Genomic DNA, 12,470 nt, shown 5'->3' on the forward strand with positions numbered 1-12,470 from the left:
TCAGGCCTCCGGCTGCTGGGACTTGAGGAGAGTGAGCTCCTTGAGCTGCTCCCAGCGCGGGTCCCCGGTGTCGATCGCGAGTTGTTTGCAGGCGTGGAGTGCGTCGAGGAACTCGGCGGTGTTGGGCGGACGCATGCCCTTGTCCCGGGCCTGGGCGCGCGTGGTCAGCAGGGCCTCGGCGAGTTCCTCGGCGAGGGACCGGTCATCCGGTGTGAACGCCCCGTAGACCAGGTGGAAATGGGCCTCGGCGATGCGCATCAGACGCCGCCCGTTCGGTGCCTCCAGGGCAAGGACCACACAGCGGCGGAGGAATGCCTGGGGGAGTTCCCGCTCCTCGTTGGTGGTGATGATCACGAGATGTCCGCCTCCGGGGGCGGTCGGCTCCCGGCGGATCACCTGTCCGGTCTCCTGCACCAGGAACCATTCCGAACCCAGCGGAACCAGAAGGCTGTTGGGCATGTCCGGGTCTGCCTTGTCGATCTCGTCGATCAGGACGACGGAACCGTCCGGCGAGCGAAGCACGTTGAGCTCCCAGAAGGGGTCGACGCGCCGGCGCCCGTTACCGTCGCCGGCCGCCGACCCGGGATCGAACGCCCACCACAGCGAGCCCGGAGTCACATAGTCCTCGTCCCGGAGTTCGACGGCCGCTTCTGGTGCGTACGCGTCGCGTCCCGCTCCGGCCGCGCGTACCTGCGCGTCGCTGAGCCGGCGCACATGGTCGTACGTCCACAGCAGGTCCTTTCCGGCCGTACGCGAAGTGACCACGTGCTCGTAGTAGCGCCAGCCGCGGACCTGGGCGATGTAGGGCGCCAAAGACGATTTGCCGGAACCGGGTTCCCCGCGCAGCAGCAGTGGCCGTCCCGTGGCCAGCGCGACCTTCACGGCGAGATCGATCCGCTCGGACATGATGTAGACGGAGTCGGCCCGCAGGTCGGGCGCGCGCGAACTTCGCGGTTCGAGGGTCGGATCTTCACCGCTCATGCGCTGGCCTCCAGGCCTTTCAGACGGTCGGGCAGGCCCCGCAGCTCGTGGGTGAGCTGGTAGCCCAGACTTTCCTCGGCCTCGGTGAGGTCGGGCAGGATCACGAGGTCCTTGAGCCGCGGCGCGAGCCTGGCCCGGCTCGGATCGCACTCGTCGGACAGCAGCACGATCAGCAGCCACGGGAACAGTTGGTGCAGCCGGGTCACGAGTTCCTCGACCAACCGCGGCCGTACCTCACGGACGTTGAGGATCAGGCAGTGCAGGAAGTTCTCGCGCGGCCGGAAGTTGCGGTGATCCTGCCAGGGCGGGGCGACCAGGACCTGGCGTACGGCCTCCACACACTGACCGGCCAGGTCGTCCAGGGCGTCCTCACCCACCGGGATGCCGCCGGCGGTGTGGAAGCGGTAGTACATGATCTGTCGGCACATGGCGCGATCCACGTACTGCCCGGCGGTGTCGGCGCCCCGCGCGTTCAGCGCCACGAGACGTTTGACGGCCAGCCCGTCGGGAGGCAGCAGCCGCCGGGCCGCCTCACCGTCGATCCAGGCAGGCGTGAGGAGTGTGATGAGCGAGGCGAGATCGTCACGGCTCAGCCGCCGCTTCCGTGCGATCTCGTGCACGGCCTGTCTGAGCCTCGTGACGGAAGCCGTGGCCAGCAGGTGATGGGCGAGGAACTGCCCCGCGCCGGCGTGCGCGTCCAACAGGTACAGATCCTGCTCCTCGATGCCCAGCGCCCGCCCCGTGGCCCGCAAGGTGTCGGGGGAGTCGGACATGTCCAGCAACGCCGCGACATCCTCGATCCAGTTGCGCATGTGATCGGTTTCGAGTCCTACGGCGGGCAGGTCGGCGAACTCGGCGAGCACGGCCACGCTGAGCTTCCGGGCGTACTCCGCGTCGTCCTCGCCGTCCTCACGCGGCAGGCGGACGAACTCCAGGGGGAGGATGTCACCGAAGCCGGCCTTCTTCAGCTGATCCGTCGTCACATTCCCGATCAGGACGGGAAGAACGCGCAGGGACGGCCACAGGGCGCGTCTCCACATCAGGATGTTGACCTCACGGCGTACCCAGTCCGATTCGAGCGCCGCTTCGTTCAACAGGACGACGGCCGCATGGCAGTCGGCCATCCACCGCATCAGCTGAAGACACCACTCCCGGCCCCTGCGCAGGGCCACGGTGTCCACCTTGACCCGGTAGTTCATGGCGCTGAGGCCGCCCACGATCCGCCCGCGGACCGCCCCGGCCAGCCGATCGCCCTTCGAGCTGTGACTGATGAACACGTCGATCATGTCGTGCGCGCCTTACGCCGTCGTCCACTTCACCATCCAGGCGTCGTTCTGCACCGAGATGATGTCCTCGCATGCGGCGACGAACGCGTCCTCGTCGGCCTCGGTGGGCGCCGACAGATTGGTACGGCCCATCAGCAACACCCTCAACTCGTTCGCCGTACGCGTGTATTCGAGTTCCTGGTAGCCGTACTTCGAGGCTGCCCCATGAGCGGTCACGGCGGTGGCCATGGTCGCGCAGACCGCGACCCAGACCCCGGCCCGGTCGATCGCGAAGGCACCCGCCGTCGCACCGAGGGCCGCGCCGCACAGGCTGAAGAACACTTCGAGCCGGCGGACGACGGCGACGCGCTCGCGCATGCGCAGGGCCTGCGGGACGTAGTACTCGTCCATCTGCTGGCGCGGGCGCCGAGCGGCGTAGCCGGCGACGTCCCGTACATCGGGGAGCGGACGGTCCGCGGCGATCGTGCCGTTGGTGTGGTGGACCAGGTCCGCCGCGTCGCGTTCGAGCCGGGTGAGACGGTCCTGGAGTACGACGTCACGGTCGGGGCCGCGGAAGGGGCTGACACCGGCCAGATAGCGGTACGTGTCCGACTTCAGCGCCTCCGAGATGGCCCGCAGCCGGACCCACTCCGCGGCCGGCCCCGGCCCGGAGCCCACCGCGACCAGCGGAGTCGCCGCACCGGCCAGCGCGGCGACGAAGGCGAGTCCACGGCCGAGCGGGGCGGAGACGTCCATCGTCTGGGCGGAGGCGGTACCGGAGATCGCCGTGACGATGGAGAGGCCCAGAGCGAGGAGACGGGCGCGCGCGACGGACTTCTTCTGCCGCGTGGCGGCATGCGACCAGACGCGCTGCCGCTGCCAGGTCATGGATATCAACGTGTTCCCCCCGAGAATCCCCACGGGGGGATTCTGACGGACGGGCGTGGCCGCAGGCAAAGACTCGGACATACTCGGGTGCGTGGAGCGGAATTCGGGGGAGCTGGTGGCACTGGACGACGTGCTGCCGTACCTGGAGATGGTGTCTGCCGACCCCTCGGTCGAGAACGAGGACCTGGCACGCGGGTGTGCCGCACGTGTGGTGCGGCGTGCTGCCGTGAACGGCGAACTGGGCACGCGGAGAACAGAGTTGAGCCCCCTGATCGACAGGCTGGGCGATGCCCTCGTTGAGATCGCGCGGAGGCCGGGGTCCGCTCGGAGGTGGACCGAGAGCCCTTCCGAAGTCGCCGACCTGATCTGGACGCGAGTGTCGGACCGCCGACTGGCCCTGTCGGCGGAGACCGACGGCCGACGGCTTCTCGCGGAGCTCTGCTCGCTTGTGCGTCAGTTCGGCGGGCGAGCCGATGATGGGTTCGAGGCGGGGTACAGGGCCTATGTCGCTGCGAGATATGCGAAGTTGACCGTCCATGGTTTCGGCCCGGCGGAGAGATCCTACGAACTGCCGCTGGAAATCGCCTATGTAGGGTCGGTCGAGCAGTTGCTCATGAGTCGGCAACGAGCCGTGCTGCGAGGCGAGGCGGGCTCCGGCAAGACGACGACACTTCAGTGGCTCGCGATGCGGGTTGCCGATAATGCCGTGCGAACGCCGGACGGAAGTGCCGTCCTGGTGCCGTTCTTCTTCTCCCTGCGTACGGTGATCCGACGCGGACGGATGCCGACGCCGGACGAGTTCCTCTCGGCGATCGGATGCCCCCTCGCGGAACAGCAGCCCCGCGGCTGGGCCGCACGCGTCCTCGGTGAGGGGAGGGCCGTCGTTCTGCTGGACGGGCTGGACGAGGTGTCTGCCGACGAGCAGCGACGTTTCTTTGACTGGCTCGGCGAGATGCTCCACACCTATCGCGACAACCAATGGATCATGAGCTGCCGTCCGACGGCGGTTCCTGAGCGCGGCGTCCAGGACTTCGCCGACGTGGTCCTGCCTCCTCTGACGGCGGCTGGTGCGGAGAACCTGGTACGGGCGTGGTACCGCGCGAGGCTCGCGACAGATGTCGATACGGAGGAGAATTCGGCCTACGAAGAGTCGCTCCTCGAACTCCTGCGCAGTCGGGCCGACTTGACGGAGCTGGCGAGCAATCCCCTGATGTGTGCCGTGTTGTGTTCCCTGAACACGGCAGGTACGGGTGCGCTGCCCGGGGACCGCACGTCTCTCTATTCGGGTTTCCTGGAGCTGTTGCTCCACCGGCGGGACGGGGAGCGAGGCATCGTAACGCTCGCGTCGAGAGGCCTCGGGCAGGACCAACAACTCCTCTTGCTGGGGCGTTTGGCCCACTGGATGCTTCGCAACGGCATGAGCCGGATGGCGCACGACGATGTGGTGCGGCAGATCGACCTCGTCCTGCCGGGACCGCCGACTCGTCTTGTTCCGGAGGAGATCCTTGCTCACCTCCTTGAGCGCACGGGCCTCCTCCGAAGCGACATGCTCGGGGCCGTCGAGTTTGTTCACCGCTCCTTTCAGGACTTCCTCGCGGCGCGCGCCCTGGTCGTCGAGGCCGACTTCCCGCTTCTGAGGCGGCACGTGAACGACGACCAGTGGCGGGACGTCCTCCTGAACGCCGTGGGGCTTGCCAGACCGCGTGAGCGCGGTCAACTCCTCACGGACCTCCTCCAACTCGGCGACGCCGAGCGCGAGCGTTCCGCCGCTCTGCGTCTCTACCTGCTCGCCGCGATGTGCCTCACCGAGGCAAGTGAGGTCGAACCGTCTGTCCGGCAAGCGGTCATGGACCGCATCGCCGGCTGCCTGCCACCCCGCAGTGCCGACGAGGCGACCGACTTCGCGGCCCTCGGCCCGACCGTCCTGGCCCTCCTGCCCGAGCCCGCGGCGCTGAGCCGTGCCGAGAACCGGGCCTTCCTCGACATCCTCGTCCGGATCCCCGGGCCCGAAGCCCAGGCCGCCGCCCGGCGTCACTCGCTCCCACCGCACCCGGCGTGGCCCTCCGCGCTCCGCAGACTCCCCGAACCACCCCCAGGAGCACGCGAGTTGGCCGTCGCCCTGAGCGTCGCGACCCGCATCGAACCGGAGTTGATCCGGGCCGTACGGCTGCGGGTGTTCCCCCTCCTGGACGTGGGCGACGAGGCGGACCTCTGGTTCAGCGCCTGGACGGCCGCACGGACGGCGCATGCCATGGCGCTGCGTCCCGAGCTGCTGCCCGTGCTGAGAGCCGAACTCGCGGAACGACTCGCGAGCGCCGCGCCCGGCGACCCGATCCATCACCTCGGCGCGATCGTGATGGAGGTCCACGAGCACATCTCGCCCGCGCTGCGCGTGGAGGAACGGCTCAACTGGCTGGACGTGACAGGTGTGTTGGGCTCCCGTGACGGCGAGGCGATCGTTGGTGACCTGCTGTCGCCCGCCCTGCGTGCCCTGGTGGAGGAGCGGCGCGAGGGGGTCGCCGACTGGCTGTCCGGTGCCTGGTCCCGGCTGCCCGAAGCCGCGCGGGAGAGTGTCCGTGCCTGGCAACTGGTGACGGCCGCCGCACAGCAGGTCCCCGACGCCGGCCTGGAACAGGCGCCCGCACCGACCGACCTGACCGCCGTCGACGTCTCGGTCATCGTCGAGTCGGTCGGGGACGCGGTACTGACCGTCGCCAGGAGCCGGGACACCCTGACCCTGGGCGCCGGCACCGGAACCGCGCAGGACACCGGGATCCTCGTGCCGGACACGGATCCCCGCGTGGTCGAGGTACTGGTCGACGAGGGCGGTACGGAGCCCGTGTTCCGTACGGTGACGGTGTCGCCGGGCGAGGCTCGCACCGTGAGCGTCGGGGACGGGCCGGTACGGCTGCGTACACCGCGCGGTGATGTCTACGAGCTCGCTGCCGCTCCCGATCCCCCGCCGCCCGTCCCGGACGGCGGCACCACGGGCGACGTTCTCCGTCTGGAGGAGACCCGATCCGGCTGGTGCTTCCGGGTGTCGGCGGGGACGCTTGCCGCACCCGAAGTACTGGCCCGGATCGAACGGGAGGTACGCCACGCGCGGGCCGTCTCGCCAGAAGGCCCTTTGCCGCGAGGGGAGTTGGGACAGTGGCGGAACGGACTGGGCGTGCTGGCGCGGGCGCTTGTCGACGCCGGGCTCCGGGATGTCGAGGTGCTCATCGGTCAGTGCACGGGGCCGGGCGACGATCCGACGGACGTGATGCTCGCGGGCGAGAACCCGTCGACGGGACAGCTCTCGTACGTCGTCGTGGAACTACGGGGCTGGCGGTCCCTGGTGGTGGACCGCGGAGACGCACGGTTGTGCAGGCCCGGCAGTAAAGCGACCCGCTGGGAGGTCAACCCGCAGGAGCGGGCGCGGAGTCGATGGGCACAGCTCGTCGCCACGCACGACGTCCTGAGCCGCAATTACCAGAAGTTGACCTCGGTGGTCTTCCTGCCCCTGGCGCACGACAGGGACGTCGACCGGATGCCTCAGCCGTTGGACGGACCCGGCGTGCCGTTGTTCACGGGGGACCAGCTGGACGACTTCCAGGAGTTTCTGCAGTCCCGCCTCGCACCGATACCTGCGGCGCTGGCGGCGGACCGCCTGCTCTTCGGGCGCCTGCTTCCCCGGCAGACCGTGCTGAGCGCCGCCGTACGCTTCGACAGAGAGCCGCCCTTCTCCGCACTCGGCGGTCAGTCGGCCGTCCTCGGCCATGCGATGTCGGCGCTGCGACGTGCGGAACGGCAGGTCGTCGTGGTGACAGGACCGGCGGGAACGGGGAAGACGGCCCTCGCCCTGATGCTGCTTTTTGAAGCCCGGCAGACGCACCCCGACGCGACTTACGCCTCCGGACTGCGTGCCTTCGCGAGCCGACTGCGGATGGCCCTGGGCAGTGGCCGGGCGAGGAACGCCGATTGGGTTCGGTTCCCCTTTCATGTCGTACCACCGGATGGCGATGGCTCCGCGTCGACTGCCAGGCTTCCGCTGCTCGTCTGCGACGACGCGCAGTTCGCCCGCGCCCGGTCGAACGGCCGATACATTCCCCCGGCCGAGAGATCGGACCAGCCGGAGACCGAGCGCATGATGGACTCGGCGGACGTCTCCGTCTTCCTTGTCGACGAGACTTCGACCTGGGACCGCAACCACGTCGGATCCGCCGAGCGGATTCTGCAGTCCGCGAGGGACAAGGGACTGCCGACCGTGCACGTGGAACTGGGCGGGCCGCTCCGTTTCGGTGGCAGTGCCGCGTACCCCCGGTGGGTCGCGGGCCTGCTGGGCGGGACCGACGAGGGTGCCGTTTCCTGGCAACCGGACGGTCGCTACGACGTGTTGGCCGCCGACAGTCCGCAGGAGATGGAGGATTTTCTGCGGGCGCGGCTGGAGGACGGCAACTCGGTGCGGATGACGGCAGGTCTGTGCTGGCCGTGGACGGTCCCTGCCGACGAGGAGGCGTCGGACCAGACCAGAGGCGAGGTCACTGTGGGCGAGTGGCGCCGGCCGTGGCAGTCACCGACCCCACCGGGCCGCTGGGCCGTGGACGCCTCCGGAGTCGAGCAGATGGGCAACATCCATGGCGCGGCGGGCTTCGAGTTCGACTGGTGCGGTGTCCTCCTGGGACCCGACTTCGTGCATCGCGACGGCCGCTGGATCACCGTACGGTCCGAGAACCAATCCACACTGCTCAGGACCAAGGTGCTCCCGGACGCGGAAGCCGACCGACTGATCAGAAACGCCTACCGCATCCTCCTCACGCGCGCGGCGCGAGGCGTCGTCCTCTGCTCCGCGGACCCGGAGACCCGGCAGGCGCTGCGGGCCCTCGCACCCGGGACGGCCTCCGGCCTCTTCCGTCCTGCCGGCCAGTGACGCGTCACGCCCGCCTCAGCAGTCCGTTCACCGCCCGCCCGAACATCGACCGTGCCGCCCACCGCAGCGGTCCGTCGAAGAGCCGTGGCAGGAAGCGCACCCGCAGCTCCTCCTGCCAGACCACGCGGCTACGGCCCCCCGGCCCCGGCCGCACCTCGATCTCCGCCCAGCCGAGCACCACCCGCCCCCGCTTCTCCAGCCGTACGAGACCCGGCTCGTCGTCCGTCGGCGGTCGCCACACGGTGACCTCCATACGGTCGTCGAAGGCGAGCGGGCCGAGACCGGAGCGCGCCACGAACACCGTGCCCTCACCGGTCGGCGGCGGGGTGAGCACGCTGACCCGGGTCAGCGGGACCACCTCGGCGTGGCGCGGCCACTCCGTCAACCGGCGCCACGCCTCCTCAAGGGGGAGCGGTGCCGTGCGTTCGAGACGGAAGTTGACCATGCAGGGATCGTAGAGAACGCATCACGGTCGGCGGTACTTTCGTCGGGGGGCTCACACCCTTGGCCCAGAAGTTCATAGGCACGCAGACGTACACCACTGGGGGAGTCGGTCGTCATGCCACTGAAGGCCTACGGCGTACTGATCACACGCGCGGTGGACACCCGGCGCGAGGGTGCCGCCGGTACACCGCACTATCAGATCCACCTCACGGACGACGCGGGCACGCACTACCGCGCCGCCGTCAACGTCCTGTCCGCCGAGAAGCCCTCCGAGCTGCTCTACCTCGTCAGCGAGGACTTCCAACACCCGGTCACAGCCCGCCTGGAGGGCCTGCCCAGCGGCTGGAACACCCTGCTGCCCGGACCCGGCGGCCCGAACCTCGACTTCGTGCGCGGCAACCTCTTCGACCCGGCGCAACTGCGCACGCTCCCGCCGGACGCGAGCGGTCCCGACAACGACCTCGCCGACCTCCTCGACCACTACGTACGACGTGCGGTCGACGACCCGGACGCCCGGCTGTACGTCTTCGGCGAGCGCTTCGGCCCCGAACCGACCGTCAAGGACAAGGTGTTCGGCTTCCTGCCCGGCAACGGCGTCCACGACATCCACATGAACCAGGGCAACAGCCGCCGCTTCAGCGGCGACGACGGGGTCTGGCAGGACGGCGGCATCCTGATCCACTTCCCGGCGCAGTCGCGCTGGGTGGGCATCTTCCTCGCCTTCCAGAGCCAGTCCTGGCACACCGACGACACCACCGGCCACACCCTGGAGGGCACCGATCCCTCGCGCAACGAGCCCGGCGGGCAGCCCGTCCGGATCGTGGCGGCCCTGGTCAACCCCCGTGGTCCGGCACCCGAGTCGGAGAACGTCACGCTCCTCAACGCCTCGCCCGATCCCGTCGACCTGACCGGCTGGCACGTCCGGGACCGGCTGGGCAACTCCTGTGCGGTACCGGCCCCCGGCCCGCTCACCGCCGGCGCCCCGCTCCTCGTCCCGCTCACGGACGGCGTCCAACTCGGCAACCAGGGCGGCGAGATCACCCTCCTCGATGCCAATGGCCTTAAGGTGCACGGCGTTTCGTACACCGCCGAACAGGCCGCGCGGGAGGGCTGGACCGTGGTGTTCTGACGCTGCCCGGAACCTCCCTTCCGCACCGCGTGCGCGTACGGCACCATGAGCCCGACCCGCACCGCACCACCGGCCGGAGGGTGTCCCGTGGACCGTGAACTGCTTGCCGGACTTGACGAGTTGCAGCGCGACCCGTACCCGTACTACACCCGGGCCCGGCAGGCCGAGGGCCTCACCCGTCTTGCCGAACTCGACGCCTGGCTCATCGCCCGGGACGCCGACGTCCGCGAAGTCCTGCGCCGCCCCGAGGAGTTCTCCTCGGCGGTCGCGCTCCGGCCCGACGTGCTGCCCTCGCCCGCCGCGCTGGCCGTCCTCGGCGGCGGCTTCGGCGGGCGGCCGGTCGTCGTCACCGCCGACGGCGCGGAGCACCAGCGACTGCGCGCGCCCATCGTCCGCGGCCTCTCCCCGGCCCGCGTCACGGCCGTCCTGCCCTACGCCGCCGAGCGCGCCGCCGCCCTCGTGGACGCCTTCGCCGAAGACGGGCAGGTCGACCTGATGTCGGCGTACGCCCGCAGGCTCCCCGGCGAGGTGATCGGCAGGATCGTCGGCCTCGACCCCGCCGACGTGCCCGGAGTCGTCCACGGCGGACACCGCGCCGAGGAGTTGCTGTTCCGTCCCCTGGAGGAGAGCGAGCAGGTCGCCGCGGCCGAGGACGTCGTGGCGATGCAGCACACCCTCGACCGGTGTGCACGGGAGCGATACGACCGACCCCGCGAGGACCTCTGTTCGGAGCTGGTCGCCTCCGTCGCAGAGGGTCCGCTGACCCTGGACCACCGGCACCAACTGGTAGCCGATCTCCAGAACTTGCTGATCGCCGGACACCTCACCACCACAGCGCTCATCGGCACCACCGTCCTGCATCTGCTCCGCCACCCGCGCCAGTGGGAGCTGCTGTGCGCCGAGCCCGAGCGCATTCCCGCGGCGATCGAGGAGGCGGCCCGCTACGACACCGCACTGCAGGGCTTCCGCAGAATCACCACCCGGCCGGTCGTCCTCGCCGGAACCGAACTCCCCGCCGGGGCAACGCTGTTCGTCGCCTTCGGCGCGGCCAACCGGGACGAACGGCGCCACCCGCGCGCCGACACCTTCGACATCACCCGCTCCCCGGCCGCCCGTCACCTCGCCTTCGGCCTCGGCGTGCACGGTTGCCCGGGCTCCCAGCTCGCCCGGGAGCAACTCCGGCTCACCCTGGAGGAGTTGACCCGCCGGCTGCCCGGTCTGCGGCTCACGGAGGGCCGTCCGGTCACCATGCGGCCCACGATGATCCACCGCTCCCCGTACGCCCTGCACCTGACGTGGTGAAAGGAGCGGGCCCTGAATGGCTCAGGGCCGGTACACCTTCCCGGGCTCCGCCTTACCGGGCGCCAGCAGCTGTGGCACGGTCACGAACACGTACCCGCGTGCCTTCAACGCGTCGATGATGCCGGGTACGGCGGGCACGGTGCCCTGATACAGGTCGTGCAGCAGGATGATCCCGTCCCGGGTGGCCTGGGCGAGGACGCGCTTGGTGATGAGCGCGGAGTCGGTGGTCGCGTAGTCCTTGGCGGTCACGCTCCACAGGACCTCCGAGAGGCCCAGCTCACGGCATATCTTGTGCACGGTGTCGTCGGTGCGGCCCTGCGGCGGACGCATCAGCGTCGGCTTCTTGCCGGTGATCCGCTCTATCGCGTCGTCCGTGCGTTCCAGTTCGCCGCGTATCTGCGCGGGCGTGATCCGGGTCAGGATCTTGTGGTCCCAGGTGTGGCTGGCCACCTCATGCCCCTCGGCCGCCATGCGCTTGACCAGCTCGGGGTACTTCTCGATGTGCCGCTTGCCGAGCAGGAAGAAGGTCGCCGGGACCTGCTTCTCCTTCAGGATGTCGAGCAGCCGCGCCGAGTGCTCGCTCGGACCGGCGTCGAAGGTCAGCGCGATGCACTTCGCCTCACGGCAGTCGACCGTCCCGAACCGGGCCTGCGCGGTCGCCGACACGGCATGCGTCCGGGCGGCGGCGGGCGAGGTCGTGTCGAGCTTGGTGCACCCGCTCGACGCGAGGGCCAGCGAGACGACCGCCACGAACATGCCGACGGCACGCAACCCGGCCCGCGTTCTTTTCCTCTTCTTACGCAGAGAGCTCAGAGATGGCATGTCCAGACTATACACAGCGACTATATACGGCGTGTATAGCTGATCGAGGTGGCCGGGAAAGGGACCCCGTACCCGCGTCAGCGGCCCTCGGACCCCAACTCCCGCCCGAGCCGCAGGTTCCAGCGCCCGGACTGTCCGCTGAGGTCGGTCGCGGTCAGCGGAGGCACGTCGAGCCGCCAGAAAGCGGGCCCGGGCGCGCCGAGGATCGTGACCGCCAGGGCCCGTACGAGCTCCTGCTCGACCACCGCGAGGGTCCTGCCCTCGAACGTCGCCGCCACCTCCAGCCACCCGGCCGCCCGCTCGCACAGCGCCCGCACCGACTCGCCGCCGTGGGGCGCCGCGTCCGTGTCCGTCAGCCAGGACATCACCGCGTCCGGCTCCTGCGCCATCACCTCGTCGAGGGTCAGACCCCGCCAGCGGCCCATGTCGAGACCCGCCAACTCCGGCTCGGGAACGGCCGCGAGGCCGAGGGCGGACGCGGTCTCCTCGCAGCGAACGGTGGGGGAGACCAGCACCCGGTCGGCCGCCCGGAGCGAGCCGGCGGCGGACTCGGCGCGGGCCGTACCGCTCGTGTCGAGCGGGGCACCGTCGTCGAACCGGGTCTCCCGCAGGGACCGGTTCATCGCCGGTGAGATCAAGGTGATGCGGCTGGTCACTCGCTCGCTCCAGTTCTCCGGACAGGGTGTACGGACATCGTCCCGCTGTGCTGAGGGGCGGGGTCGGCCGGGAG

At 70.0% G+C, this 12,470-nt stretch carries 9 protein-coding genes; 3 read left to right on the plus strand and 6 right to left on the minus strand.

Annotated elements, in window-relative coordinates:
- From OC490_RS04365 to OC490_RS04375, 3 genes are read right to left on the minus strand one after another with little or no spacing between them, the layout of a single operon-like run.
- Entirely contained in the window at nucleotides 1-981 is a 981-nt protein-coding gene (locus tag OC490_RS04365) for an AAA family ATPase (RefSeq protein WP_262056440.1), read from the minus strand.
- Nucleotides 978-2,267: a toll/interleukin-1 receptor domain-containing protein gene (locus OC490_RS04370; RefSeq protein ID WP_262056441.1), complete on the minus strand. Its 1,290-nt coding sequence runs from the start codon at nucleotides 2,265-2,267 to the stop codon at nucleotides 978-980. The genes OC490_RS04365 and OC490_RS04370 overlap by 4 nt, the downstream gene beginning before the upstream one ends.
- A gap of 12 nt (nucleotides 2,268-2,279) precedes the next feature.
- Nucleotides 2,280-3,134, minus strand: a complete 855-nt coding sequence (locus OC490_RS04375) for a DUF4231 domain-containing protein (RefSeq protein WP_262056442.1) — start codon at nucleotides 3,132-3,134, stop codon at nucleotides 2,280-2,282.
- 91 nt (nucleotides 3,135-3,225) lie between these two features.
- On the opposite strand from OC490_RS04375, the gene OC490_RS04380 reads away from it, so the two are divergent.
- Nucleotides 3,226-8,043: a DNA/RNA helicase domain-containing protein gene (locus OC490_RS04380; protein ID WP_262056443.1), complete on the plus strand. Its 4,818-nt coding sequence runs from the start codon at nucleotides 3,226-3,228 to the stop codon at nucleotides 8,041-8,043.
- 4 nt (nucleotides 8,044-8,047) lie between these two features.
- Here the strand turns inward: OC490_RS04380 and OC490_RS04385 are convergent, their stop codons facing one another.
- Nucleotides 8,048-8,488, minus strand: a complete 441-nt coding sequence (locus OC490_RS04385) for an SRPBCC family protein (RefSeq protein WP_262056444.1) — start codon at nucleotides 8,486-8,488, stop codon at nucleotides 8,048-8,050.
- A 114-nt stretch (nucleotides 8,489-8,602) separates the two neighbouring features.
- Here OC490_RS04385 and OC490_RS04390 point away from each other — a divergent pair, with 114 nt between their 5' ends.
- Together OC490_RS04390 and OC490_RS04395 are read left to right on the plus strand one after the other, a co-directional pair.
- Nucleotides 8,603-9,616: a DUF2278 family protein gene (locus OC490_RS04390; RefSeq protein WP_262056445.1), complete on the plus strand. Its 1,014-nt coding sequence runs from the start codon at nucleotides 8,603-8,605 to the stop codon at nucleotides 9,614-9,616.
- A gap of 87 nt (nucleotides 9,617-9,703) precedes the next feature.
- Nucleotides 9,704-10,918 carry a cytochrome P450 gene (locus OC490_RS04395; protein WP_262056446.1) on the plus strand — a complete coding sequence of 405 codons (1,215 nt, stop codon included), beginning with the start codon at nucleotides 9,704-9,706 and terminating at the stop codon, nucleotides 10,916-10,918.
- A gap of 21 nt (nucleotides 10,919-10,939) precedes the next feature.
- Here OC490_RS04395 and OC490_RS04400 read toward each other — a convergent pair whose 3' ends face one another.
- The gene (locus tag OC490_RS04400; protein ID WP_262056772.1) at nucleotides 10,940-11,674 is read right to left on the minus strand and encodes a polysaccharide deacetylase family protein; all 735 of its coding nucleotides are present in this window, start codon (nucleotides 11,672-11,674) and stop codon (nucleotides 10,940-10,942) included.
- Nucleotides 11,675-11,817: 143 nt separating this feature from the next.
- Nucleotides 11,818-12,396: a histidine phosphatase family protein gene (locus tag OC490_RS04405; protein ID WP_262056447.1), complete on the minus strand. Its 579-nt coding sequence runs from the start codon at nucleotides 12,394-12,396 to the stop codon at nucleotides 11,818-11,820.
- Nucleotides 12,397-12,470 lie beyond the last annotated feature (74 nt).

Source organism: Streptomyces sp. STR69 (assembly GCF_024519455.1).
Taxonomy (GTDB): Bacteria; Actinomycetota; Actinomycetes; order Streptomycetales; family Streptomycetaceae; genus Streptomyces.

Bases quoted from the DNA above. Each gene is read 5' to 3' on its own strand.
- OC490_RS04385 (WP_262056444.1), bottom strand. From the start codon at position 8,488: ATGGTCAACTTCCGTCTCGAACGCACGGCACCGCTCCCCCTTGAGGAG.
- OC490_RS04365 (WP_262056440.1), bottom strand. From the start codon at position 981: ATGAGCGGTGAAGATCCGACCCTCGAACCGCGAAGTTCGCGCGCGCCC.
- OC490_RS04375 (WP_262056442.1), bottom strand. From the start codon at position 3,134: ATGACCTGGCAGCGGCAGCGCGTCTGGTCGCATGCCGCCACGCGGCAG.
- OC490_RS04400 (WP_262056772.1), bottom strand. From the start codon at position 11,674: ATGTTCGTGGCGGTCGTCTCGCTGGCCCTCGCGTCGAGCGGGTGCACC.
- OC490_RS04370 (WP_262056441.1), bottom strand. From the start codon at position 2,267: ATGATCGACGTGTTCATCAGTCACAGCTCGAAGGGCGATCGGCTGGCC.
- OC490_RS04390 (WP_262056445.1), top strand. From the start codon at position 8,603: ATGCCACTGAAGGCCTACGGCGTACTGATCACACGCGCGGTGGACACC.